Origin of the sequence: Tepidiforma bonchosmolovskayae (assembly GCF_008838325.1) — a bacterium.
GTDB classification, from domain to species: domain Bacteria; phylum Chloroflexota; class Dehalococcoidia; order Tepidiformales; family Tepidiformaceae; genus Tepidiforma; species Tepidiforma bonchosmolovskayae.
This window is the reverse complement of sequence record NZ_CP042829.1, coordinates 568,138-592,648: the sequence shown is the minus strand read 5'-3', so window position 1 is coordinate 592,648 and position 24,511 is coordinate 568,138. Positions and strand designations below refer to the sequence as shown.

General features: G+C 70.7%; 23 protein-coding genes. 9 read left to right on the top strand and 14 right to left on the bottom strand.

Annotated elements, in window-relative coordinates:
- The first annotated feature begins 4 nt into the window (after positions 1 to 4).
- Genes Tbon_RS03020 through Tbon_RS03010 form a run of 3 tightly spaced genes read left to right on the top strand, consistent with a single transcriptional unit; the run spans position 5 to position 4,073 of the window.
- A complete protein-coding gene (locus Tbon_RS03020) occupies positions 5 to 1,255 on the top strand; it encodes a DUF58 domain-containing protein (protein ID WP_158066237.1) in 1,251 nt (416 codons plus the stop codon).
- Positions 1,243 to 3,528, top strand: coding sequence for a transglutaminase domain-containing protein (locus Tbon_RS03015; RefSeq protein WP_158066236.1), 2,286 nt, complete (start codon positions 1,243 to 1,245; stop codon positions 3,526 to 3,528). The genes Tbon_RS03020 and Tbon_RS03015 overlap by 13 nt, the downstream gene beginning before the upstream one ends.
- Complete coding sequence (locus Tbon_RS03010) at positions 3,525 to 4,073, top strand: methylated-DNA--[protein]-cysteine S-methyltransferase (RefSeq protein WP_158066235.1); 549 nt, start codon at positions 3,525 to 3,527, stop codon at positions 4,071 to 4,073. The genes Tbon_RS03015 and Tbon_RS03010 overlap by 4 nt, the downstream gene beginning before the upstream one ends.
- An 82-nt stretch (positions 4,074 to 4,155) precedes the next feature.
- Here Tbon_RS03010 and Tbon_RS03005 read toward each other — a convergent pair whose 3' ends face one another.
- The 4 genes from Tbon_RS03005 to treS are packed head-to-tail and all read right to left on the bottom strand — an operon-like array spanning position 4,156 to position 11,581.
- On the bottom strand, positions 4,156 to 5,052 hold the full coding sequence (locus Tbon_RS03005) for an ABC transporter substrate-binding protein (RefSeq protein ID WP_192498099.1): 897 nt from the start codon (positions 5,050 to 5,052) through the stop codon (positions 4,156 to 4,158).
- Positions 5,049 to 6,302: an MFS transporter gene (locus tag Tbon_RS03000; protein ID WP_158066233.1), complete on the bottom strand. Its 1,254-nt coding sequence runs from the start codon at positions 6,300 to 6,302 to the stop codon at positions 5,049 to 5,051. The genes Tbon_RS03005 and Tbon_RS03000 overlap by 4 nt, the downstream gene beginning before the upstream one ends.
- 60 nt (positions 6,303 to 6,362) lie before the next feature.
- Complete coding sequence (gene glgB / locus Tbon_RS02995) at positions 6,363 to 8,258, bottom strand: 1,4-alpha-glucan branching protein GlgB (protein WP_158066232.1); 1,896 nt, start codon at positions 8,256 to 8,258, stop codon at positions 6,363 to 6,365.
- A complete protein-coding gene (treS, locus tag Tbon_RS02990) occupies positions 8,255 to 11,581 on the bottom strand; it encodes a maltose alpha-D-glucosyltransferase (protein ID WP_158066231.1) in 3,327 nt (1,108 codons plus the stop codon). Before treS ends, glgB begins: the two co-directional genes overlap by 4 nt.
- Before the next feature lie 93 nt (positions 11,582 to 11,674).
- Here treS and Tbon_RS02985 point away from each other — a divergent pair, with 93 nt between their 5' ends.
- Together Tbon_RS02985 and Tbon_RS02980 are read left to right on the top strand one after the other, a co-directional pair.
- Positions 11,675 to 12,562 (top strand): VOC family protein, encoded by an 888-nt coding sequence (locus Tbon_RS02985; protein ID WP_192498098.1) that lies wholly within the window; start codon positions 11,675 to 11,677, stop codon positions 12,560 to 12,562.
- Positions 12,563 to 12,671: 109 nt separating this feature from the next.
- On the top strand, positions 12,672 to 13,034 hold the full coding sequence (locus Tbon_RS02980) for a hypothetical protein (protein WP_158066229.1): 363 nt from the start codon (positions 12,672 to 12,674) through the stop codon (positions 13,032 to 13,034).
- Here Tbon_RS02980 and Tbon_RS02975 read toward each other — a convergent pair.
- The 3 genes from Tbon_RS02975 to queG form a co-directional block, all read right to left on the bottom strand.
- Positions 13,020 to 13,820 (bottom strand): SDR family NAD(P)-dependent oxidoreductase, encoded by an 801-nt coding sequence (locus Tbon_RS02975; protein WP_158066228.1) that lies wholly within the window; start codon positions 13,818 to 13,820, stop codon positions 13,020 to 13,022. The two genes, Tbon_RS02980 and Tbon_RS02975, sit on opposite strands and share 15 nt — an antisense overlap.
- 69 nt (positions 13,821 to 13,889) lie before the next feature.
- Entirely contained in the window at positions 13,890 to 14,558 is a 669-nt protein-coding gene (locus Tbon_RS02970; protein ID WP_158066227.1) for a dienelactone hydrolase family protein, read from the bottom strand.
- 51 nt (positions 14,559 to 14,609) lie between these two features.
- Entirely contained in the window at positions 14,610 to 15,767 is a 1,158-nt protein-coding gene (gene queG / locus Tbon_RS02965; protein WP_158066226.1) for a tRNA epoxyqueuosine(34) reductase QueG, read from the bottom strand.
- A gap of 247 nt (positions 15,768 to 16,014) precedes the next feature.
- On the opposite strand from queG, the gene Tbon_RS02960 reads away from it, so the two are divergent.
- Positions 16,015 to 16,656, top strand: coding sequence for a helix-turn-helix transcriptional regulator (locus tag Tbon_RS02960; protein ID WP_192498097.1), 642 nt, complete (start codon positions 16,015 to 16,017; stop codon positions 16,654 to 16,656).
- Between the two features lie 61 nt (positions 16,657 to 16,717).
- On the opposite strand, the gene Tbon_RS02955 is transcribed toward Tbon_RS02960, so the two are convergent.
- From Tbon_RS02955 to Tbon_RS02945, 3 genes are all read right to left on the bottom strand, one after another.
- The gene (locus Tbon_RS02955; protein ID WP_158066224.1) at positions 16,718 to 17,938 is read right to left on the bottom strand and encodes an acyl-CoA dehydrogenase family protein; all 1,221 of its coding nucleotides are present in this window, start codon (positions 17,936 to 17,938) and stop codon (positions 16,718 to 16,720) included.
- A 108-nt stretch (positions 17,939 to 18,046) separates the two neighbouring features.
- Positions 18,047 to 18,508, bottom strand: a complete 462-nt coding sequence (locus Tbon_RS02950; RefSeq protein ID WP_158066223.1) for a hypothetical protein — start codon at positions 18,506 to 18,508, stop codon at positions 18,047 to 18,049.
- Positions 18,509 to 18,568: 60 nt separating this feature from the next.
- Entirely contained in the window at positions 18,569 to 19,411 is an 843-nt protein-coding gene (locus tag Tbon_RS02945; protein ID WP_192498096.1) for a tetratricopeptide repeat protein, read from the bottom strand.
- A 103-nt stretch (positions 19,412 to 19,514) separates the two neighbouring features.
- Here Tbon_RS02945 and Tbon_RS02940 point away from each other — a divergent pair, with 103 nt between their 5' ends.
- Genes Tbon_RS02940 through Tbon_RS02930 form a run of 3 tightly spaced genes read left to right on the top strand, consistent with a single transcriptional unit; the run spans position 19,515 to position 22,301 of the window.
- Positions 19,515 to 20,099: a YkgJ family cysteine cluster protein gene (locus Tbon_RS02940; protein ID WP_192498095.1), complete on the top strand. Its 585-nt coding sequence runs from the start codon at positions 19,515 to 19,517 to the stop codon at positions 20,097 to 20,099.
- Positions 20,100 to 20,157: 58 nt separating this feature from the next.
- A complete protein-coding gene (locus tag Tbon_RS02935) occupies positions 20,158 to 21,084 on the top strand; it encodes a DMT family transporter (RefSeq protein WP_158066220.1) in 927 nt (308 codons plus the stop codon).
- Between the two features lie 29 nt (positions 21,085 to 21,113).
- Positions 21,114 to 22,301 (top strand): M20 metallopeptidase family protein, encoded by a 1,188-nt coding sequence (locus Tbon_RS02930; protein WP_158066219.1) that lies wholly within the window; start codon positions 21,114 to 21,116, stop codon positions 22,299 to 22,301.
- Here the strand turns inward: Tbon_RS02930 and Tbon_RS02925 are convergent.
- Genes Tbon_RS02925 through tsaE form a run of 4 tightly spaced genes read right to left on the bottom strand, consistent with a single transcriptional unit; the run spans position 22,298 to position 24,402 of the window.
- Positions 22,298 to 22,879, bottom strand: a complete 582-nt coding sequence (locus Tbon_RS02925; RefSeq protein ID WP_158066218.1) for an LOG family protein — start codon at positions 22,877 to 22,879, stop codon at positions 22,298 to 22,300. The two genes, Tbon_RS02930 and Tbon_RS02925, sit on opposite strands and share 4 nt — an antisense overlap.
- The gene (gene ndk / locus Tbon_RS02920) at positions 22,854 to 23,312 is read right to left on the bottom strand and encodes a nucleoside-diphosphate kinase (RefSeq protein WP_225734691.1); all 459 of its coding nucleotides are present in this window, start codon (positions 23,310 to 23,312) and stop codon (positions 22,854 to 22,856) included. The genes Tbon_RS02925 and ndk overlap by 26 nt, the downstream gene beginning before the upstream one ends.
- 14 nt (positions 23,313 to 23,326) lie before the next feature.
- Positions 23,327 to 23,929, bottom strand: a complete 603-nt coding sequence (gene tsaB, locus Tbon_RS02915) for a tRNA (adenosine(37)-N6)-threonylcarbamoyltransferase complex dimerization subunit type 1 TsaB (protein WP_192498094.1) — start codon at positions 23,927 to 23,929, stop codon at positions 23,327 to 23,329.
- A complete protein-coding gene (tsaE, locus tag Tbon_RS02910; RefSeq protein WP_158066216.1) occupies positions 23,926 to 24,402 on the bottom strand; it encodes a tRNA (adenosine(37)-N6)-threonylcarbamoyltransferase complex ATPase subunit type 1 TsaE in 477 nt (158 codons plus the stop codon). The genes tsaB and tsaE overlap by 4 nt, the downstream gene beginning before the upstream one ends.
- Between the last annotated feature and the right edge of the window lie 109 nt (positions 24,403 to 24,511).

Here is a 24,511-nt window from a genome sequence, read left to right as displayed (position 1 = left end):
TGCCGTGCGGCGCCTCATCGCTGCCGTCCTCGCCCCCGAACGCCGGACGCTCTCCCTCGTCCTCGCCATCCTCCTCGCCTGCATGTTCGTCGCCTTCGCCACCGGCTTCTGGCTGCTGTTCCGCCTCGTCTACGTCATCGCCATCGCCCTGCCGCTTGCCTGGCTCTTCACCTGGTGGAACACCCGCAGCCTCCAGGCCGAAGCCGACCGTCGCACCTCCCGCGCCCAGGTCGGCCAGGAGGCTCTCGAGGTCATCGAGGTGCGCAACACTGCCTTCCTCCCGAAAATCTGGCTCGAAGTCGAAGACCCCTCCGGCCTCCCCGGCCACCGCTCCCGCCGCATTGTCAGCATCCCGCCGCGCCGCTCCCGCAACTGGATCGTCACCACCCCGCTCCTCCGCCGCGGCCTCTACGAGTGGGGCCCGCTTATCGTCACCGCGGTCGACCCCTTCGGCATCTTCCGCCGCTCCCGCACCTTCGGCGAAGCCCAGCAAATCCTCGTCTACCCGCCTGTCGTCGACCTCCCCCACTTCCAGGCGCCTCCCGCTAACCTCCCCGGCGAAGGCCGCTTCCGCCGCCGCACCCACTACATCACACCGAACGCCGCCGGCGTCCGCGAATACGCCCCCGGCGATGCCTTCAACCGCATCCACTGGCGCTCCACCGCCCGCACCGGCGAGCTCATGGTCAAAACCTTCGAGCTCGACCCCGCCTCCGACATCTGGGTCATCCTCGACCTCGAACGCCGCGTCCACGTCGGCTCCGGCGACGACTCGACCGAGGAGTATGCCGTCCGCATCGCCGCCAGCGTCGCCCGCCACTACATCGTCGCCAACCGCCCCGCCGGCCTGATGCAGTTCGGGCGCGACCTCCGCATCCTCGAGCCCGAGCGCGGCCAGAACCAGCTCACCCGCATCCTCGAAACCCTCGCCACCGCCAGCGCCGTCGGCGATGCCCCCCTCGGCGCCCTCCTCCTCGAAGAGCAGCGCCGATTCGGCCGCCACACCACCCTCGTCATCGTCACCGCCTCCACCGATGACCACTGGCTCACCGCCATCCAATCGCTCACCCAGCGCGGCGTCCGCGCTGCCGTCATCCTGGTCGACCCCTCCTCCTTCGGCAGCGACCGCTCTCCGCTGCTCCTCTACGGACAGCTCACTGCGTCCGATATCCTTACCTATGTCGTCCGCCGCGGCGACGACCTCTCCCTCGCGCTCGGCCCCGCCGGCGCAGGAGGTGGCGCATGGCAGGCCTGAACCCCTCGTTGGAGCGGACCCCTGTCCGCACGGCAGGCTCGGTCGCGATCAACCTGCCCCGCATCGTCATGAGCTGGGAGGACTGGCTCACCTTCGCCGTCGCTGTCATCACCTTCGTCGCCATCGCCCATTCCCTCGAGCAGGCCAACTGGGTCGAGGGCATGCCTCCCTTCATTCCGACCGTCCTCCTCGGCCTCGCCATCGGCATGTTCACCGCCCGGACCCGCCTCCATGCGCTGGCCATCCACCCTGTCGGCCTCGCGCTCGGCGCCGCCGTCGTTGTCCTGGTCGCCCAGTCGTACGCCGATGGCCCCACCCTCGCCGACCGCCTCGCCGACTTCCGCGTCCGCATGGTCGAATGGTTCCACGTCGTCCGCGCCGGTGACATCAGCAATGACAACCTCCCCTTCGTCACCCTCGTCCAGGCCCTCGCCTGGCTCGCCGCCTACGCCGCCGCCTGGTGCCTCTTCCGCTGGCACAACGCCTGGCTCGCCCTCCTGCCCGGCGGCTTCATCCTCCTCACCAACATCTCCTTCCTGGATGGCCAGCCCTCCGGCGACTTCGTCGTCTTCCTCTTCGGCGCCATCATCCTCCTCTCCCGCGTCCACCTCCAGAAGCACCTCGCCCGCTGGCGCGCCGAGGGCATCGACTACCCGGAATTCATCTCCGTCAGCCTCATCCAGCTCACCGTCGTGGTCGCGGCCGCACTCGTCGTCATCGCCTGGCAGCTCCCCCTCGGAAACCAGGCCCGGGCCGTCGAATCTATCTTCAACACCCTCGCCCGGCCGTTCACCTCCCAGTCCGACCAGTTCGTCCGGCTCTTCCATAACATCGACTCTCGCCGCGGCGCCAACCTCCACACCTTCGGCAACACCCTCCCCATCCAGGGTGATGTCACCCTCGGTTCGAAGCGCCTGTTCGAAGTCAACGCCGCCGAGCCCGGCCTCCTCCGCGCCACCAGCTACGAGGTCTACACCGGCGCCGGCTGGAAGGCCGGCCCGCGCGACTCCTCCCGCGTCGATGCCCGCGAACTCGCCGTCGATGCCCAGTCCGCCGCCTACCAGGCCCGCACCGTCGCCATCCTCCGCGTCAGGCTCCTCTCGTCCGAAAGCACCATCCTCACGCCCGGGGTCCCCCTCGCCGCCAACGTCGACACCCGCGTCGACGTCGCCCCCGGCCAGGCCGCCGATATTGAGCGGATGCGCAGCCGCCGCGCCCTCGGCGCCGAAGACACCTACAACAGCTTCGGCTCCATTTCCAGGGCCACCGCCGAGCAGCTCAACGCGGCCGGCACCGCCTATCCCCAGTGGGTCACCGACCGCTACCTCCAGCTCCCCGGTTCCCTCCCCCAGTCGGTCCGTGACGAAACCCGCCGCATCATCGCCGAGGCCGGTGCCGCCACCCCGTACCAGCAGGCGAAGGCGATTGAAGCCTACCTCCGCACCTTCCCCTACGATCTGGCTGTCCCGGCCCCGCCGCCCGGCCGCGACGCCGTCGAGTTCCTCCTCTTCGAACTGAAGCGCGGCTACTTCGACTACCAGGCGAGCGCCATGTGCGTCATGCTTCGCACGGCCGGCATCCCCTGCCGCGTCGCGGTCGGCTACGTCCTCACTCCCGGCTCCGGCGAAGAAACCCTCTACACCGTCCGCAAGAGCGACGCCTACTCCTGGGTCGAAGTCTTCTTCCCCTCCTACGGCTGGGTCGAATTCAACCCCACCTCCGACCGCCCCGAAGGCGGCGCCGGCGGACTCAGCCAGCCCCTCGTCCCATCCGATCCCTTCGTCGAACCCTCGCTCGAAGACCTCTTCGGTCCCGACTTCGTCGACCCGACCGGCGGCTCCAACCCCGTGAAAGACGCCCTCGCCGAAGAGCCGGTCCTCAACGACCGCTTCAGCTGGCTCCTCCTCGCCATCCCCCTCGGGCTCCTCTCCCTGCTCGCCGCCGGCGCCCTCGGCCTCCGCGTCGCCTGGAACTGGGGCCTCTCCGGCCTCGACCAGCGCGCCCGCCTCTGGGCGCACACCCAGCGCCTTGCCGGTTGGGCCGGCCTCGGCGCCCGCGAAGCCGAAACCCCCCGCGAATGGTCCCGCCGCCTCGGCCGGGCCATCCAGCGCGAAGAACCCGCCGAACGCCTCGGCCAGGCCTACGAGGAATCCCGCTACGCCCGCCCCGGGCAGTACCGCGTCGGCGACGGCGAAGCCCTCGCGTCCTACCGCTCCCTGCGCAGCGCACTCCTTGGCCGGCTCTTCGGCCGCAAGAACCGGCAGGCCCCATGACAGGCCCCGCGCCCGCCCCGGCTGACGCACTTCCCGCCGCCGTCGCCGAGACCGCACTCGGCTGGGCCGGCGTCGCCCTCTCGCCCGAAGGCATCCGCCACGCCACGCTCTTCCACGCCACGCGCGAGGCCGCGCTCGGCGAGCTGCGCGCCTTCGGCGGCTCCGAAGCCGAAACCAGCGCCCTCCGCGAGGCCTGCGCCCGCCTCAAGGCCTACGCCCGCGGCGACCTCGCGGCCCTCGCCGCCTTTCCCGTCGACCTGCCCGCGGGGCTCCCCGGCGCCTCCCGGCGCGTCCTGCTCGCCCTCCGCGAAATTCCCCCTGGCGAAACCCGGAGCTATGGGTGGCTCGCCGTCCGGGCCGGACTCGGGTCCGGGGCAGCCCGCGCCGCCGGCGCCATCATCGGCGCCAACCCCGCGCCGCTCTGGCTCCCCTGCCACCGCGTCGTCGCCGCCGACGGCTCCCTCCACGGCTTCGCCGGGGGTCTCGCCCTGAAGCGCCGACTCCTCGAACACGAGGGCGCCCTCCCCCGCTCCCTCCTCCCCTGAATGCCGTCCCCCGCGCCGCGGAAACGAGACCGGGGCGCACCGTTTCGGCGCGCCCCGGCAGAGGCTGGCTTCCAGGAAGGCGTCAGGCGTCGCGCCAGGCCTTCATCAGGTGCGTGTACGGGAACCACGCGGTCGGCCGGTAGTTCTCGATGTTCGAATCCCAGAAGTACGTGCGCGTGTCGGTCGAGAAGTAGATTTCGTACTGCTCCTCCGCCACGTGCTCCTCAATCTGGCGGACCGTCTGCAGCCGCTCCTCCCACACGAACTGCCCGCGCTGCTTGTCCATCAGCTCTTCCAGCTTCGGGTCATTCACGTAGGAGAGGTTGATCCGGCCGCGCTGCGGCTTCATCGTGAACCGCTCCGTCACGAAGTCGAGCCAGTAGGCCACGGCCCGCGGGCTGTGGCCCATGCCCTCGTACTGCCCCTGGTACGTCGTGGAGATGTACTGCGCGTACGGCTTCGTCACATCCGTGATGTTGATCCCCAGCTGCTTCAGCTGCGCCTGCGCCAGCGTCGCCGTGTCCACGTACGCCTGCGTATAGATCGCCGCGTCGGCGTGCTCCCACGTCGTCTCGATGGTCTTCCCTTCGCCGATGGCCGCGGCGAGCAGCTTCTTCGCTTCTGCGAGGTTGTACTCCCAGTACTTCGCCTGGGGCAGGTCCTTCACCTGGCGCGCCCATGGGTACCCCACGTGGTAGAGCTGCTCGGGCACGCCCTCGCCCTTCGAAATCGCATCCCGGATCGCCTTCCGGTTGAGCGCCATGTAGATCGCCTGCCGCACCCGCTTGTCGTTGAAGGGCGGCTTGTCGGTCCGGAGGTAGATGTACCCGCCGATCCCCTGCGTTTCCTCGAACTTCGCATCCGGCCGCGCAGCCTTCAGCTGGTCGCGCTCGGTCGGCAGGAACAGCCAGGTCAGGTTCACCTGCTTTGCAGAGAAGTCCGCTACCCGCTTCGCCTGGCCGGCCGTCCGGGCGCTCACCGCAGCCGCGTCACCGGCCGCAGGAACAGCACAGCCGCCATGCCGACCGCCGTGCACAGCGCGGTACTCGTCACCAGTGTCGGCCGCGGGCCCCACAGGCTCGCCTGGATACCCGCCTGCAGGTACCCCACCGGCACACTCGCCGTAAATGCCAGGCCGTACATGCTCATCACCCGGCCCATCATCGCCCGGTCCGCATGCTCCTGCAGGAGCGCAACGGCAAAGTTGATGAAAATCGCCGGTCCGGCGATGCCCGCCGCGAACAGGAACGCCATCGCCGTGCCGGTGTTCGGCGCCAGTCCGTAGCCGAGGGTGAAGAGCGGGCCGCCCACGAGCGAGCCCGCGAGCAGCAGCCCCCGCCGGGGCACCCGCACCACGCTCAGCAGGAGCGACCCAGCGACAATGCCCGCGCCGAACGATCCCCACAGCAGCCCCACCCACCGGTCCGCCGCACCGAACTCCGCGCCCACCATGAGCACCACCGTTACCGCGAACGGCCCCATGATCAGCACCCCGGGCACCGTCCCGAGCGCCAGGATGCCCCGCAGTGTCGGCTCCCGCACCACGTACCGAACCCCGGCCGCCAGGTCGGCGCGCACGCTCCGCCCCGTCGGAACCGGCCGGTCGGTCGCAATACGCCAGAACAGCAGCGCTGCCGCCCCAAGCAGCGCCGCCTCGGCCGCGAACGCGACCGGCAGCCCGGCCGCGTCCGAGAGCAGCCCCCCGGCGGTCGGACCGCCGAACTGCAGCGTCGCCATGAACGCCAGTGTCCCGAAAATCGCCCCGTTCTGAATCTGCGCCTGGTCCAGGATCTGCGGCATCATCGCCTGCCGGGCCGGGTTCGTGAACGCGCCCGCCGAACCCACGATCGCAGCCAGGATGAACACCGGCCAGACCCACCGGACATCCGCGCCTGCCAGCACCACGTAGACCAGCGACACCGCCGCCGCAACCAGGTAGGTACGGATCAGCACCCGCCGGCGATCCACCCGGTCTGCCACCACCCCGCCCAGGAGTGCGAACGCCGCCCCGGGCAGCGTCTGGCAAATGAGCGCCGCCGCAATCGCCAGCGGCAGCCGCTCCGAGTCCACCCGGTCGCGGATGAAGAGCGGCACCGTCACCGCCTGGATGCCCACCCCGGAGCCCGCAGCAACCGATGCCAGCCACCACGCCCGGTACTGCGGCACGCTGAACGGATTGCGCGAGACCGGCCGCGCGGCTGCGCCGCCTGTCGCTGCCCCCTGCGCCATGGCGCGGCAGTCTACGGCCGCGCCCACTGCGTTGCAATCTGCAACGCTTCGCCCCGCCCCTTAGCCCTCCTCGTGCGCGAACACCACCGCGCCCAGCGGCGGCAGCACAATGTGCAGCGACCACGGCCTCCCGTGCGCCGGCATCGCCTCCGCCTCGACACCCCCGAGGTTCCCCATCCCGCTCCCCCAGTACTCGGCCGCGTCGGTGTTCAGCACCTCCCGCCACGTCCCCCCGTGCGGCACTCCGATCACGTGGCTCACCCGCGGCACCGGCGTGAAGTTCAGCGCCACCGCAACCTCCCGCTTCCCATCCGGCGAGCGGCGCAAAAACGCCAGCGTGCTTTCGTCCGCATTGTCACATTCGATCCATTCGAACCCCGCCGGGTCGTGGTCCGTCGCGTGTAGCGCCGGGTACTCCCGGTAGAGCCGGTTCAGGTCAGCCACCAGCCGCGCAAGCCCCTCATGCCGGTCGAAGCCCGCCAGCCACCAGTCCAGCTCCCGGTCGTGGTTCCACTCCGCCCACTGGCCGAACTCCTGCCCCATGAACAGCAGCTTCTTCCCCGGCAGCGTCCACTGGTACGCGAACAGCAGCCGGAGATTCGCGAACTTCTGCCAGTCATCGCCCGGCATCTTCGCCAGCAGCGACCCTTTCCCGTGCACCACCTCGTCGTGCGAAAGCGCCAGCACGAAGTTCTCCGTGAACCCGTACAGCGCCCGGAAGGTCAGCAGGTTGTGGTGGTACTTCCGGTGCACCGGATCATTGCGGAAGTAGAGCAGTGTGTCGTGCATCCACCCCATGTCCCACTTGAAGCCGAACCCCAGCCCGCCCATCGAGGTCGGCCGCGAAACCATCGGCCACGCCGTCGATTCCTCCGCCACCGTCTGCGTGCCCGGCGCCAGCAGGTAGACCGTCTCGTTCAGCTTCCGCAGGAACCGGATCGCGTCCAGGTCCTCCCGGCCCCCGAACACGTTCGGCTCCCATTCCCCTGGCTTCCGCGAATAATCCAGGTAGAGCATCGAAGCCACCGCGTCCACCCGCAGCCCGTCGGCGTGGTACACGTCCAGCCAGAACATTGCGCTGCTCAGCAGGAACGACCGCACCTCGTGCCGCCCGTAGTTGAACACCAGGCTCCCCCAGTCCGGGTGGTAGCCCCGCCGCGGGTCCGCGTGCTCGTACAGGTGCGTCCCGTCGAACCGCGCCAGCGCGAACGCATCATCCGGGAAGTGCGACGGCACCCAGTCCAGGATCACCCCCACACCCGCCTGGTGGAGCGTGTCGACCAGGTACATCAGGTCCTGCGGCGAACCCCACCGGCTGCTCGGCGCGAAGTACCCCGTCACCTGGTAGCCCCACGACCCGTAGAACGGGTGCTCCATCACCGGCATCAGCTCCACATGCGTAAAGCCGTGCCGGACCGCGTGCTCCGCCAGCAGCGGCGCAAGCTCCCGGTAGCCCAGCATCGCCCCGTCCGGGCCGCGCCGCCACGACCCCAGGTGCACCTCGTAGATGGCGATCGGCCGGTCGTGCCGGTTCACCTCGCTGCGCCGGGCCATCCAGTCCGCGTCGCCCCAGGCGTACTCCAGCCCGGCCACCACCGACGCCGTCGCCGGCGGAAGCTCCGCCCGGAACGCGAACGGGTCCGCCTTCCACAGCTCCTCGCCCGTGTCCCGGTTCCGGATGACGTACTTGTACCGGTCGCCCGCCTTCGCTCCCGGCACGACGCCCTCCCACACCCCCGAAGGGCCGAGGCAGCGCAGCTCGTTCACCCGCGGCTCCCACCCGTTGAAATCCCCCGCCACCGCCACTGCACTCGCATTCGGCGCCCAGACCGCAAACCGTACGCCCCCGGCCACGACATGCGCCCCCATCAGCCGGTACAGCCCGGCGTGGTTCCCCTCGTTGAACAGGTGCAGGTCAAAATCCCCGAACGCCGAATCCGTCTCAGGTTTCCTCACAGTCCCTCCTGTGCTGCCGAAAGCAGCAGCCCGCGCAGCGGAATCTCTGCCCAGCCCGGGCGATGGTCGAGTTCGTATGCCAGCTCGTAGAACGCCTTGTCTAGCACGAACGTATCCAGCAGGAACCGCTGCTCCTCCGGGCTCCCGCCCGGCAGCCCGCTCGCCCGCGCCACCGCGAGGTACCCCTCGAGGTACGCCCGCGCCGTCCACAGGTACCAGCCCAGCGCCCACCGCTCGAGGTCGGTGCCTGTGCCCGCCGCGTGCCCTTCGATGACCTCCCGCAGCGCCGCCCGGCTCGCGTAGTGGAACGACCGCACCATCCCCGCCACATCCCGCAGCGGCGAACGCCGCAGCCGCCGCTCCCCCAGCGACCGCGCCGGTTCGCCCTCGAAATCGATGAACACCGGCTCCCGCCCCGCCACCAGGACCTGCCCGAGGTGCAGGTCGCCATGCACCCGGATGCGCAGGCCCTCCAGCTTCCTCGTGCCCACCTGCTGCAGCCGCCCGACGAACGCGTCCTCTTTTTCCAGCACCAGCCCCGCCAGCTCGACCGCCTCCGCCGGCAGCGCGTCCATGCACCGCCGCAGCGCCCGTAGCGCCCGGCGCGCCTGCACCCGCAGCCCCTGGGCCAGCGCCCGCTGGTAGAACGGCGTGTACCGCTCCGGCAGGAAGTCCGGGTGGTCGATGCCCGCAAGCGCGGCGTGCAGCTCCGCGGTCCGCCGGCCCAGCGTCCCTGCAAACTCGAGCCACGGCCCGGCGTACGCCGCCAGCTCGGCCGGTTCCGGCCCGCAGGTCAGCGGGTGGTCGCTCTCGCTCACCCGGGGCGGCTCCAGCCGCGCTGCCGCCACCTCCTCGAGCATCCGCTCCAGCTGGCCCGTTGCGAATGTCCAGCCGTCGTACTGGTGCGGCACCGCCACCTCGACGATCCCAACGACCGCCGGGCGCACGCCCTCCTGCACGTACTCCACCCGCCCTGCGAGCTTCGGCACCATCGAGGCCGCCCGCGTCTTTGCCAGCAGCTCCCCCAGCTCCACCTGCGGATGCGTCCCCGCCTCGATCCTCCGGATCGCCTTGAACACGAACCGACCCGGGAAATGCACCGACGTGTTGCTCTGCTCCGCCCGGCTGACCGCCGGCGTGCCTTCCACTCCGTTAAGGCGAACTCCCGGCTCAGGCACAAACACGAGCCCGCCGCGCTCCCCTGCCAGCCGTGACCGGCTCCGGAACAGCCCCGGGAGCGCCGCGCACACCTCCGGCAGCGCCAGCCCGTCAACCACCGCCCACCGTTCGCCGGCCGCCGAGACCGCCAGCGCGACGACCGCCCAGTTTGCCGCTGCCTCCACCGCGGGCCGGCGCTCCTCCGGCACCACCGAAAGCAGCAGCCCGAACCGGTCCGGCTCGCCCTGCTCGTACTCCACCTGCACCACCGCAAACACCGTCGGCGGCGCCCCTCGCGCCCGCAGCGGCACCCGGTCCACGACCCGCACCCGCCGCGGCCGGCGCGTCAGCCCGCCGAACCACCTCCGCGCCGGCACGTACTCCGCGAGCACGGCGTCCAGCGCATCCCGCCGCCCGTCGAACAGCTCCTCCGGACTCGCGGCCACCCGCAGCTCCGGCAGCGTCGGCTCAGGCCGTCCGTCCGGCCCCGGCGTCGCCAGCTCGAACCAGAAAAACGAGTGCGGCCCCAGCGACAGGAAGTACGGCTCGCTTCCAACCCGAGGGAACCGGCCGTGCCCGAACAGCTCCACCGGCTCCGCACCCGCGTACGCCCCCAGCGAGAGGTGCGCCGCCTGCGCAAACCGCGAAAGGTTCGCCACCACCAGCACCCGCTCCCCTTCGTACTCCCGCACGAACGCCAGCACCCGGTGGTTGTCGCACTCCACAAACTGCAGGCGCCCCCGTGCAAACGCCGGGTGCCGGCGCCGCAGCCCGATCAGCCGCCGCATCCACCACAGCAGCGACGACGGGTTCGCCTGCTGCGCATCCACATTCACCGACTCGTAGTGGTATTCCGGGTCGATGATCACCGGCAGGTACAGCTTCTGCGGGTTCGCCCGCGAAAACCCCGCATTCCGGTCCGCGCTCCACTGCATCGGCGTCCGCACGCTGTCCCGGTCGCCGAGGTAGATGTTGTCCCCCATCCCGATCTCGTCGCCGTAGTAAATGACCGGCGTCCCCTTGAGCGAGAACAGCAGCGCGTTCAGCAGCTCGATCAGCCGCCGGTTATTCGCCAGCAGCGGCGCCAGCCGACGCCGGATCCCGAGGTTCACCCGCGCACGGTCCTCGGCCGCGTACACCCGGTACATGTAGTCCCGCTCCTCGTCCGTCACCATCTCGAGCGTCAGCTCGTCGTGGTTCCGCAAAAAGAGCGCCCACTGGCACGTCTCCGGAATTGGCGGCGTCTGCTCCAGGATCTCCGTCGTCGGGAACCGGTCCTCCATCCGCACCGACATGAACAGCCGCGGCATCAGCGGGAAGTGGAACGCCATGTGGCACTCGTCCCCCTCCCCGAAGTACGCCACCGCGTCCTCCGGCCACTGGTTCGCCTCGGCCAGCAGCATCCTCCCCGGGAACTTCGCGTCCACATGCGCCCGCAGCTCCTTCAGGAACGCGTGCGTCTGAGGCAGGTTCTCGCAGCTTGTCCCCTCCGCCTCGAACAGGTACGGCACCGCGTCCAGCCGGAACCCGTCGACCCCCAGCTCCAGCCAAAAGTCCGCCACGTCGAAAATCTCCCGCCGCACCCGCGGGTTCTCGAAGTTCAAATCCGGCTGGTGCGAATAGAACCGGTGCCAGTAGTACTGCCCGGCGACCGGGTCCCACGTCCAGTTCGAACGCTCGAAATCCTTGAAGATGATCCGGGCGTCCGCGTACTCCGTCGCCGTGTCGCTCCAGACGTAGTAGTTCCGGTAGACGCTCCCCTTCGGCGCCCGCCGCGCTCGCTGGAACCACGGGTGCTGGTCGCTCGTGTGGTTGATCACCAGCTCCGTAATCACCCGCAGCCCCCGCGCATGCGCCTCCCGCAGGAAGTCCTTGAAGTCGCGCAGCGTCCCGTACGCCGGGTGAATCTTCCGGTAATCGGCGATGTCGTACCCGTCGTCCCGGAGCGGCGACTCATAGAACGGCAGGAGCCAGATCGCCGTCACCCCCAGCTCCTGCAGGTAGTCCAGCTTCTGCGTCAGCCCCGGGAAGTCGCCGATGCCGTCGCCGTTCCCGTCGTGGAACGCCCGTACGTGCAGTTCATAGATCACCGCGTCCTTGTACCAGAGCGGGTCCCCGGTCAGGGCCGCCGTCACCGCAGTCCGTGCGCTCGCAGGCCGGGTCATCGCACCTCCACCGATAGCACAAAACGCGCAACCGTCGTTTCAGTTTCCCCCGGCCGCCCCCATCGGACCAACCCGGCCCGCTACACTCCACCGGTGCTCACCCGCATCGACCACCTCATCCTGCCCGTTGCCGACCCCAACGCCGCCGCTGCCGCCTTCGAGCGCCTCGGCCTCGTCCTTACCGCGCGCACCGCGCACGCCGGCCTCGGCACCGCCAACCGCGCTGCCTTCATCGGGCCCGATGCCGCCCGCTTCGTCTACCTCGAGCTCCTCGCCATCGAGGACCCCGCCCTCCTGCCGCCCGCCCGCCGCCACTACCGCGAAACCCTCGAACGCGGCGGCGGCCTCGCCTCCGTCGCCTTCGCCGCCGCCGACCTCGACGCTGCCCTCGTCCGCCTGTCCGCCGCCGGCGCCGAAATCGACCGCTCTGCCGTCCGCGCCGACGACGGTCGCCTCCTCGTCGACGCCGCCGTCGTACGCGGCCTGCCGTTCATCCCGTTCCCGCTCCTCCTGGTCAGCTACCCCGGTGGCTTCGAGGCCCGCTACGCCCGCTCCCGCGCCCTTGGCCGCTTCGAGCACACCTTCCCCTTGCGCCGTCTCGACCACCTCGCCGTCCTCGCGCCCGACCTCGAGGCCGCAACCCGCACCTGGGTCGACCTCCTCGGGCTCCAGGCCGTCGGCGAGATCACCACGCCGGCGCTCGTCATCCGCCAGCTGCGCTGCGGCGATGCCATCCTGGAACTCCTCGCGCCGGCCGGCCCCGGGAGCCCGCTCGCAGGCCGTTCCCCGGCGCTCCTCCCGGTTGCCGCCTGGGAGGTCGAAGGCCCCCTCGAGGTCGCCGCTGCGCTCGCCCGCGAGCGCGGCTTCACCTGCCCGCCGCCCGAGCCCGGCGTCATTCCCGGCACCATCCGCACGGCCATCCCTGCAGCGGAGCTCGGCGGCCTCGCCATGCAGCTCCTCGAGTACGTCGCCCGCCCCTGACCCCTCCCCGCAACCCTCCCTTCCCGGAACTGCCCCCGTGCGGGTTTTTCCCTAGGGCGAAAACCTGAGTAGAGCATCTGCGCCGCCGCGCAGCTGCGGGGGCTTCTCGATGGACACGCGACCGGTCTCCGGCCTCCTCGGCGCCGCTGCCTACCGTCCGTTCCTCCCCGGCAACGGCAGCGCCCTCGTACGCTACCCTCCCCCGGCTGCGGCCGAGCCCGTCGATGTGGTCGAACTCTCCCCCGAAGCCCGCGACCTCGCCCGCCAGTTCGCCCAGCCTTTCCCCCGCGACGCCTACTGGGACCAGGTCCGCTACGACCCGCCCCACACCGACGACCCCGACTTCCCCTGGGAGGTCGCCCACCAGGAGTGGATGCAGCTCGTCGACCGCGTCTTCAGGCGGGACGGTTCCGGCGGCCGGCCTGGCCAGCCCGGAAAGCCCGGGGAAGGCCAGCCCTCACCCCGCACCTGACCCGGACCCGCCGACGAACGAGAACAGCTCCGGGTACTTCTTCAGGCTCGCGCCGCCGTCGATGTACAGCGTCTGCCCCGTCATCAGCGAGGAGACATCCGAGGCCAGGTAGAGCGCCAGCCCCGCCACATCCTCCGGTTCGCCCGCGCGCCCCAGCGCCGTCTCCGCGATGAACGCCGCCTCCACTCCCGGCACCGCAGTCATCGGCGCGGTCGCCGGGGTGTGGATGAGCCCCGGGCCGATGGCGTTCACCCGGATGCCGTGCCGGCCCAGCTCCAGCGCGGCCACCTTGGTCAGCATCGCCACCCCTGCCTTTGCCGCGCAGTACGCCGCGAACCCCTCCGCCGGCTGGATCGCGTTCAGGCTCGCGATATTGATGATGCTCCCGCCCCGCCCCTGCGCCATCATCCGCGCCGCCTCGTGCTTGATGCACAGGAACGTCCCCGTCAGCGAAATCCCGATGACCCGCTCCCACTCCTCCAGCGGGTACGCCTGGATCGGCGCGAACCCCCCGACCCCCGCGTTGTTCACGGCAATGTCCAGCCGCCCGAACCGCCGGACCGCCTGCCCGACCATCCGCTCGACCGCGCCCTCGTCCCGCACGTCGACCTCCGCGCCGTCGACCTGGTTGTGGCCCAGCTCTCCGATGACCCGGCCGATGCCCGCCGCGTCCACGTCCCCGACGATCACCCGCGCCCCCTCCCGCACGAACGCCTCCACGATCGCCTTTCCAATGCCCGAGGCGCCGCCCGTGACAATCGCCACTTTTCCGTCCAGCATGCCCATGGCGCAAAGCTCCTTCGCCAAACGAAAAGCCCCGGCCGCGCCGCCGGGGCTCCCAGCGTCTCCGGGGAGTTACAGGTACTTCCGGAACCAGGCCAGCGTCTTCTCCCACGCATCCTTCGCCGCCGCCGGGTTGTACTGCGGCTCCGGGTGCTCGTCGTTGAAGAACGCGTGCTGCGTCCCCGGGTAGGTGATGAACTCGTGCGTGATGTTCCGCTTCTCCAGCTCGGCCTTGTAGGTCGGGATGTTCGGGTTCACGAAGTCGTCGTGCTCGGCCCAGATCCCCAGCACCGGCGCCGTCAGGTTGTCCCAGTTGTACTTCACCGCCGGGTGCCCGCCGTAAAAGTCGACGCACGCCCCCACATCGCCGTCGCTGTTGCACGCCGCGAACAGGCTCAGCGCCCCGCCCATGCAGAAGCCCACCGTCCCCACCGGTCCCCCGGTCATCTCCTTCAGATAGGCGACCGCCCCCTTCAAGTCCGCCTCTGCCCGCTGGATGTTCAGCGCCATCAGCAGCTTGCCGGCCTCGTCCGGCTCCTTTGTCACCACCCCGTGGTACAGGTCCGGGGCCAGCGCAACAAACCCCTCCGCCGCGAACCGGTCCGCAATTCCCTTGATGTTGTCGTTCAGCCCCCACCACTCCTGGATCACGATCACGCCCTTGCCCGTGCCCGAAGCCGGCTTCGCAAGGTATCCGCTGCAGGTCCCGCCGTTTGCCGGGAAGGTCACCATCTCACCCATGCTCGTCACTCCTTTCCCCGCGATTCCGGGGTCGAACTTCGCGCCGATAGCCTACCCCGTCGCGTCCCGGCCGTCAGCCTCCGCCAGCGCCAGCTCCAGCTCCTCGCGCACCCACGGATCATCTTCTGCCGCCAGCCGCCCCGCCAGGCGTCCCCGCACCTCCGCCCCGGTCCGCGCCGCCAGCCGCCCGAGCGCCCACGCGGCATGCCCGCGCACTAGCGGCGACGAATCCTCCAGCGCCGCGGCGAGCACCTCCGCATCCTCCGCCGAACCCGCGTTCCCCAGTGCGATGCACGCATTTCGCGCCATCCCGTCCCGCTTCGCCCGCATCAGCGCCGTCCCCCGGTACGCCGCCGCGAACGCTTCCTGGTCCATCGCCAGGAACGACGCCAGCTCCGGCCACGCCCGCTCGGCCGACGCCGCCTGCAGCTCCGGGTCGGCCTCCCACCGGTTCGCCCCCACCGGGCACGCATCGAGGCAGTCGTCGCAGCCGAACACCCGCGCCCCCATCGCCGCCCGCAGCTCCCGCGGGATGACGCCCCGGTGCTCAATCGTCAGGTAGCTGATGCACCGCCGCGCATCCACCACGCCGCCGTCCGGCGCGATCGCGCCCGTCGGGCACGCGACGATGCACCGCCGGCAGCTCCCGCAGCTCTTCCGCAGGGGCGGGTCCGGCTCCAGCTCCAGCGTCGTCGCGATCACCCCCAGCAGCACCCACGGCCCGAACCCCGGCGCAAGCAGCATCGTCGATTTCCCTATCCAGCCCAGCCCCGCTGCCGCGGCATACGGCCGCTCCAGCAGCGGCCCGTAATCCACGGTCGCCCGCGCCTCTGCCCCGAACTTCTCCCGCAGCCGGCGCACCGCCTTCCGCAGCCGCGCCTCGAACACCCGGTGGTAATCCCGCCCCCGCGCGTACCGCGCCACGAGCCCGCGCGCCCGGCCGTCCGCCGGCCGCGGCGGGTCAGGAGCGTGCGCCGGCAGCGCAACCACCACGAGGCTCTTCGCCCCCGCGAGGAACCGCCCCGGGTCCGTCGCCCGTGCAACCCAGTCGGCGTCCATCCACCGCATCTCCCCGAACAGCCCTGCCGCGAGCGCGCGCTCCGCCGCCGCGCGCGCTCCTCCCGCCGGCGCGGCCCGCGCCACCCCCGCCAGCGGGAAGCCCGCCTCCCGGCAGACCGCCAGCACCCGGCCCTTCAGCCCGCCGTCCATACCTGCCCATTCTGGCACCGGCGCCCGGCCCCCGTGCCTCCCGGTTTCTTATGAATTCAATGAGAATTATTGCGAAAGACGGAACAGGCGCCGCCGGATGATCGCATGGCCTCGCAGCCCCGTATCTTTCCCGCCAGCCCCTGGACGGGCGGCGCTCCGGTGCACGGACGGGCGACATCCTCGGCCGGTGCGGTCGGCGCGCAGTCCGCACACGAGACCCCGCCGTCTGGTTTACGATAACATCGAGATGCCCCAGTCCTGCCTCGACCTCCTCGACCCAACCCGCCGGGCCATCCTCGTCGCCCTTAAGCGCCTCCACTCGGCGACGGCCGAAGTGGTCGCGGCCCACTGCTTCCTCTCCGTCGGCGCCGCTCGCCAGCACCTCCAGACCCTCGAAGCGCAGGGCCTCATCGACCATGAGCCCGAGCGCCGCGGCCCCGGCCGGCCCCGCCACCGCTACCTCCTCACCCCCCGCGGCGATGCCCTCTTCCCCAGGCTGCACCACGAGGCGCTCGCCTACCTCCTCGACGCCGTCGCCGCCGAGCCCGTCGAAACCCGCGAACGCATCCTCGAACGCCTCGAGGCCCGCGTCATCGATACCTACCGCGCCACGCTCGAGCGCGAGTCCCGCGTGTCGCCCCTCCGCGGCGTCGTCGCCGTCTTCGAAGGGGCCGGCTACATGCCCGAGGTCGAGGAGCGCCCCGGCGAAACCCGGCTGGTCCTCCACCACTGCCCGGTCGCCGAGGCGGCAGCCGCCAACCCGCTGCTCTGCGAGGTCGAGCAGCGCTGCCTCGCCGCTGCCGTCAAGAGGACGCCGCTCCGCCGCACCGCCTGGCAGCCCGCCGGCGACCCCGTCTGCGCCTACGTTTTCGAACCCGGCGACGGCTGACCGCCTTGGCCGGCCCCGCAGCTGGCACGGGACCGGCCTCGGCTTAGGCCGCTGCCGCGCCTCAGGCCACGCCGAAGTCCCAGCTCGCCCCGTCGTGGTACACCTTCAGCACGTTCTTCGCGATCAGGATCCGGTGCACCTCGTCCGGCCCGTCCGCAATCCGCAGCGTGCGCGCCCCCGTGTACATCCCGGCCAGCGGCGTATCCCCGCTCACCCCCATCGCGCCGTGCACCTGGATCGCCCGGTCGACCACCCGTTCGTGCGCCGCCGGCACGTAGACCTTCAGCGCCGAAATCAGCGTCCGCGGGTCGAGCCCGCTGTCGATGACCTCCGCGGTGTGAATGGTCATCAGTCGCGCCGTCACGATGTCGATGTACGAGTCCGCGATGAACCCCTGGATGAACTGCTTCGTCTCCAGCTTCCCTCCGCGGACCTCCCGCTCCATCGACCGCCGCACCATCAGGTCGAACGCCCGCCACATCTGCCCCACGCTGTTCATGCAGTGGAACACCCGGCCGGCGCCCAGCCGGTCCTGCGCCGCCTGGTGGCCGCTGCCCGTCCGCCCGAGCTGGTTCGTCACCGGCACCCGCACGTTCCGGTACTCGATCTCACAGTGATTCGACTCCATCCCCCACACCTTGATCTTCCGCACGATGCGGAAGCCCGGCGTGTCCGTCGGCACAATGATCTGGGTCATCTTCTCCTTCTGGCCGCCCTGCCCGTCCGGCTCCTCGGTCCGGCACATCACGATCGCAAATGCTGCCCCGTCCGCGCCCGTCGTGAACCACTTCCGCCCGTTGATGACCCACTCGTCGCCGTCGCGCACCGCCCGCGTCTGGATGGCGTACGGGTCCGAACCCGGCGCGTCCGGTTCCGTCATCGAGAAGCACGACCGGATTTCGCCCCGGATGAGCGGCTCCAGCCACTTCTTTTTCTGCTCCTCCGTCCCGTACTTCAGCAGGATCGTCTGGTTGCCCGAATCCGGCGCCACCACGCCGAACAGCGGGTTCGAATACGGGCTCCACGCCAGGATCTCGTTCATGTAGGCGTGCTTCATGAACCCGATGCCCATCCCGCCGTACTCCTTCGGCAGGTGCGGCGCCCACAGACCTGCCGCCTTCACGTGCTCCTGGATCTCATGCCGGAGCCGCTGTGTCTCCGGGTTCCGGTAGTCCCCCAGCCGGTCCTCGTTCGGGATGATGTACCGGTTGACGATGTTCGCCGTCGCCTCCCGGATCCGGTTCGTCTCCGGGTCCAGCGTCGGCACGGGTGAAACCTGCATGCGTGCACTCCTCGTTCGTTGCGATGCGCGCAGTCTACCCCGCCCGCCGGCACATGCGTGGTGCGAACGGTCCCGGTGCAGGTCCCGGATGGCCCCCCGGCGAGGCAGCTAGGTGATGGGCCAGCGCGCGCTCGCCTCGTAGGCGTGCGCAATCGTGTGGTGAATCCAGATCTGGGCCACGATCTCCGCCTTCTCCATCTCGTAGCCGCCCAGCTTCACCACCTTCGCCAGGTCCGCCTCGTCCAGCGTCTCCACAAACTTCGCCGATGCCTCGTGGCCGTCGAGAATCGCCTGGATGATCTCCTCCCGGCTCTTCCCCTTCAGCCCCTCAATCGCAGCCGCATTGTTCTGCGCAATCCGCTCCGCGCCGATTCCCGAAAGCACCCCCGCATCCAGCAGCGGGTAGAGCCCTGGGGCCCCGCCCGACACCGCCGCGATGTGCCGGTACGCGTCGCCGCTCGTCCACTGGTGGCCGAGCTGGTAGTCCCAGTCCTTCGTCCGCTCGGCAGCGGCTGCCGCACGCCGCCCCGCAAACCGGATGCCGTCCGCAAGTTCCTGCTTCGAAATCATGCGCTTGCTCCCTTCGATGCTCGCAGCTGCGTGCCGACCTACCCGCCCCGCGCCGGCAGCTTACTCGAACTCCGCCTCGTCGTCGCTCTCGACATCGACGTCCGGGGTCGTCTCGAGGTCCTCGCCGGTCTCGCTCCAGCCGGTCTCCGCCTCGTCTTCGACCTCCTCGTCCTCGTCGTAGCCCCACTCCTCGTCCTCGTCCCGCCGCAGCAACCCCCGCCGCGTGTACGCCCGGATGTCCGAAATGCGCGACTGCGGGAAGCTCACCTTGTCAATCATCGACGGGTGCTTGAACGTCTCCCGCAGGATGACCTTCGGGTGCTCCCCGGTGCTTACCATCGCCGCGCTGTACCGGTTCCCGGCCTTCATCATTCGCGCAAGGCGCAGCCCGATGCGCGGCTCGATCATCCCCACGTACTCGCCGCGCACGGTCAGCACGTTCACCGCGTTCCCCTGCACCTCCAGCTGCACGATGTCGCCCGCGTCCAGCACCGCAGCCACCTTCGGGTCCACCGCCTGCAGCGAAGCGACCGCCGCGCTCCCCGTCTCTTCGACGAACAGCCGCGTGTCCACCTGCGTCGGCGGTGCATCCACCGGCCGGTCCCGCAGCGCGGACAGCCGGTCGATGTTCCGCTTGGCGATCAGGTTGGTGGAATCGAGGTCCAGCGCCTTCTGGTACGCATCCAGCGCGTCCTGCACCTGTCCCAGCTCGCTCAGCGCCTTGCCGAGGCGGTTGTACCCCTCCGCCTCGTTCGGGAAGAGCCGGATGTACTCCCGGTTCACCTGCACGGCCTCCTGCCATCGGCCGTTCACTGCAAGCTTCACCGCCTGGTCTGTCAGCTGCTTCTTCAGCTTCGCCCGTTCCTCGGGCGTCATCTCGTCGTGCGTTGTCTCGTTCGTCATCTTCCGTCGCTTTCTACCCGCCCGGCGAAGCGGAAAGGATACGGCCGCGCGCCCCCACGGGCAAACCCCCGCGCCATGCTCCCGCCCGGCGTACCATCGATCCGTGCCCGCCCCGGACATCGACCCCGCCGCCCTCGCATCCCGCATGCGCGCCGCCTGGCAGGCTGCCGCCCCCCGATTCCGGGCCTACCACCTCATCCTGCCCGGTTCGCCCGCCTTTATCTGCAAGACTGACGCCTGCGAGGCCGCCTGCTGCCGTGTCTTTTCCGTCGCCATGCACGACCGCGACGTCGACCACTTCGCCCGCACCACCGGCCTCCAGCCCGTCCAGTTCCTCGAGCTCGAAGAGGGCCAGCCGGTCCGCCTCCCGCTCGCCCAGCCCTACCTCCTCGCCCGCGACGAGGGCCGCTGCCGCTTTCTCCAGCCCGCGCACCACTGCGGCGTCTACGAGGCACGCCCCACCGCCTGCCGCCTCTACCCCCACTTCGTCATCTACTGGAACAGCGCAACGGAGCGCCCCGTGTACGAAGCCCCGCCCCCGCTCGCCGCTGCCGCCGTCGCGGGGCCGGTCGTTCCCCTCCTCCTTGGCCACGACGGCTGTCCCGGGTTCACCGGCCCGCCCCTCGCCCCGGCCGACTGGCTCGAGCTCCTCCGCGAAACCGACCACCTGCAGCGGAACCTCGCCTGAACGCGGCCCTGTCCCGCGCCGCTCCGGCACTCTACGCTGGATCCACCCCGTTCCGCGTATGACTAACCGCCACATCCTCACCCTGTTCGTCCTCTCCGTCGTCTGGGGCGCCTCCTTCCTGTTCATCAAGGTCCAGCTCGATGCCGGCCTCGATCCGCTCGGCGTCGCCAGCGTCCGGACCCTCCTCGGCGCTGCCGCGCTCGCCCCCTTTGCGGCCGCTGCCGTGCGCCGGGCGCGGCCCGCCCCGCGCGATGCCGCGCTCCTTGCCGCGCTCGGCATCACCAACTTCGCCGTCCCCTGGACCCTCATCGCCCTCGCCGAGCACCACATTTCGAGCGGCATGGCCTCGATCGCCAACTCCACTGCCCCGCTCTGGGCCGCTGTCCTCGCTGTCGCCTTCCTCCGCGAGGAGCGCGTCAACCGCGCGAAGGGCGTCGGCCTCGTCCTCGGCTTCTCCGGCATCGTCATCCTGGCCGGCCCGGCATCCCTTATGCACCTCTCCAGCGATGCCGCCGGCGTGGCCCTCGTCCTCGCCTCTACCCTCAGCTACGCCGCGTCCGCCATCGCCATCCGCCGCGCCCTCGGCCACCTCTCGCCGGCCGTCATCGCCTTCGGCCAGGTGGCTGCTGCGGCAGCCGTCCTCTTCCCTGCAGCAGCAGCGACGGGCGCCTTCGCCGGCGTCGACTGGGCCCCACATGTCCTCGCCTCGGCCGCGGCCCTCGGCATCCTTGGCTCCGGCCTCGCCGTGATCGCCTACATGGGCCTCATCCAGCAGATCGGCGCCGTCCGCTCCACCCTCGTGACCTACCTCATCCCGCCGTGGGGTGTCCTCTTCGGCTGGGCCTTCCTCAGCGAGGCCATCAGCTGGAACCTCGTTGCCGGCCTCGGCGTCATTCTCGCCGGCGTGCTCCTCGTACAGGGCATCCTCCGCCTGCCCGGCGCCCGCCCGCCCGAGCCCGCCGGCTCCGCTGCGCTCGGCAAGTAGCCTTCGCCCGTACCTGCTAAGCTCCCGCCATGGCAACTGCCAGCCTCCCGCCGGTCCGCCCCGCCATCCGCGCCCTCGCCGACCGGCTCATCGCCGACCGGCGCCACCTCCACCAGCACCCCGAATGCTCATGGCAGGAGCACGAAACCCAGCGCTACCTCCTCCGCCGTCTCGAGGAGATCGGCCTCGCCGACGTCCGTCCCATCGCCCGGACCGGCGCCACCGCCCTCGTTGAGGGCGGCCGCCCCGGTCCCTGCGTGCTCTGGCGCGCCGATATCGACGCTCTCCCCGTGCCCGAAAAGACCGGCCTCCCCTTCGCCTCAAAGAACGACGGCGTCATGCACGCCTGCGGCCACGATGCCCACATGGCCATCGCCCTCGCCCTTGCGGCGTGGGCCCACGCTGAACGCCGGCGCCTGCCCGGTGCCATCCGCTTCGTCTTCCAGCCCGCCGAAGAGGCCTCCGGCGGCGCCGCTGCCTGCATCGCCGATGGCGTCCTCGAGACCCCCCGCGTCGCCGTCGCCCTCGGCCTGCACATCAGCGCCGATATCCCCATCGGCGCCATCAACCTCGCCCCGGGCCCCTTCTTCGCCGCCCCCACGGCAATCCGCATCGAAATCACCGGCCGCGGCGGCCACGCCGCGGCCCCCCACCAGTCCGTCGACGCCGTCGTCGTTGCCGCCCACGCCGTCACCGCCCTCCAGACGGTCGTCAGCCGCTCACTTCCCCCGTCCGAGCAAGCGGTCCTCACCATCGGCAAGATCCAGGCCGGCTTCCGCGGCAACGTCATCGCCGAATCTGCCGTCATGACCGGCACGATCCGCTCCTACAGCACCCCGGTCCGCGACCTCATGCTCCGCCGCACCGAAGAGATCCTCGCCGGCGTCTGCGCTGCTTTCGGCGCATCCTTCACCTTTTCCCACGAAACCTCCTGCCCGCCCCTCGTCAACGACCCGACCGTCACCGCCGATGTCCTCGAGCTCGCCCGCGGCTACTTCGGCCCCGACCGCATCATCGGCGTGCCGACCATGGGCGCCGAAGACATGTCCGTCTTCCTCGAAGCCCGGCCCGGCTGCTACTTCTGGCTCGGCGCCCGCAACGAAGCGAAGGGCATCGCCGGCCGCCACCACGACCCCGGCTTCGTTATCGACGAGGACGCCCTGCCGATCGGCGTAGAATTCGCCGCCCGCATCATCGAACACTTCCTCGCGCGCTAGTCGGCTATCTCGGCCAGCAGCCGCGCAATCGCGATCCGCACATCCGGTTCGAACACGGCCAGCTCCCGGTTCGCCGCCGAGAGCAGCCCGTCCTCGCGCGCCCGGTCGAGGAGCTGCCGCAGCCCGTCGTAGTACCCGCCCACATTCGCGAACACCAGCGGACCGGCATGCAGCCCCAGCTGCCGCCAGGTCACCATCTCGAGCGCCTCGTCGAGCGTCCCGTACGCCCCCGGCAGCACCAGGAACCCGTCTGCCAGCCCCGCCATCAGCGCCTTCCGCTCGGCCATCGTCTCCACCACGTGGAGCTCCGTCAGCCCCGTGTGCGCCAGCTCCAGGTCGACCAGCAGCCGCGGGATGACGCCCACCACCCGCCCGCCGGCCACCAGGCATGCGTCCGCGAGTGCACCCATCAGCCCGACCGAGGCGCCGCCGTACACGACGGTCACACCCAGCCTCGCCAGCTCTCGTCCGGCCTCCCGCGCTGCCTCGAGGTGCTGCCGGCGCTGCCCTGCGCTCGAACCGCAGAACACCGCCACGGCGCGCGGCGGCTGGCTACTCAGTGACCCACCGGTCGACATCCCGGTCCCAGCTCAGCAGCTCTTCCGGTGCGAAGAAGAGCGCCAGCTCCCGCGCCGCGCTCTCGGGGCCGTCGCTGGCATGCACCAGGTTCCGGCCCTTGTCCAGCCCGAAGTCCGCGCGCACCGTTCCCGGGGCCGCCTCCACCGGGTTCGTTGCCCCGATCGTCGCCCGCACGACCTTGATCGCGTCCTTCCCCTCCCACGCAATCGCGATGACCGGCGCGCTCGTGATGAACTCCACCAGTCCCGGGAAGAACGGCTTGCCGACGTGCTCCGCGTAGTGCCGCTCCGCAAGCTCCCGGGTAACCCGCAGCAGCTTCATCCCCACGATTTTCAGCCCGCGCCGCTCCAGCCGCGCGATAATCTCGCCGGCGAGCCCCCGCTGCATGGCGTCCGGCTTCACCAGGAAGAGCGTTCGCTCCGTGTGTTCCAACAGGGTCCTCCTCGTTACCCGGCCGCGCGCTGCCGCCGGGAGATCGTAATCGCAGGTTCGCGCAGGTAGAACGGCTCAGCCCCCGCGGCAAGCTCGCCGCGGCGCGCCGCCGGTGCCAGCGCTTCCAGCAGCGCCCGCACCCGTTCGCCGGGTCCGACCTCCGTACCCCCGAGCGCTCCGGCTCCTTCGCCCGCGAGCCGTTCGCCCTCCGGCAGCGAAGCCGTCAGCTCGATCGGTCCGGCCGGCGCGCCGCCCTCCCACCGCTGCATGCCCCACTCGCCCCGGCCTGCCGGGTGGATGGCCGTCACGGTCCCGCCGCCGTCCGCGGCCAGCGCAATCGCCTCGAACGTCCGCACGCCGTGGAGCGGCGCCCCGGTTGCCAGCGCAAGGCCCTGCGCGGTGGCGATGCCCACCCGCAGCCCCGCGTACGACCCCGGCCCCGTAACCACCAGGATCGCCGCCGGCCGCTCGTCCCTGAGCAGCCGCTCGATCGCCGCCAGCAGCCCTGTCGTGTGCGTCCGCTCCGCATCCGCCACGACGATGACGCGCTCCCCGTCGCGGTCAACGCCGACCGCAAAACGGTCCGATGCCGAATCGATGGCGAGGATGGTGCTCACGCGGCCTGCAGCGCCTCCACCAGCTCGCGCCCGCGCGCGCCCCGCGCGATGAAGCGCAGCCGCCGCGTCCGCGGCCCCTGCTCGCCCGGCCGCAGCTCGATGATCAGTCCGTCGCCCGGCAGCAGCTCCGCCCCGCGCTCCGGCCACTCGATGACCAGCACGCCCTTCTCCGCGTAGTCCCACAGCCCGAGCTCGTCCAGCTCCTCCACGTCCTCAATCCGGTACAGGTCGACGTGGTAGAGCACCTCACGGCCAACGTACTCGTTCATCAGCACGAACGACGGGCTGTTCACCTGCCCGCGGCAGCCGAGCCCGCGCCCGATGCCCTGGGTGAGGCACGTCTTCCCGCTCCCGAGGTCCCCGCTCAGCAGCACGACGTCGCCGCGGCGCAGGTGGCGTCCCAGCCGCTCCCCAAGCGCCCGCGTCTCCTCCTCGCTCGAAGAGGCCAGTTCGATCGCCAGTTCCTCTGCCATGAGGCCAGTATAGGTCCCCCTTCGCTAACGCCCTAAGCCGCCACCCCTTCGCGTCTTCGTAATTGCGCAACCTTATGCCGCTGATTGACCACTAGGTAGCCGCTGGCTA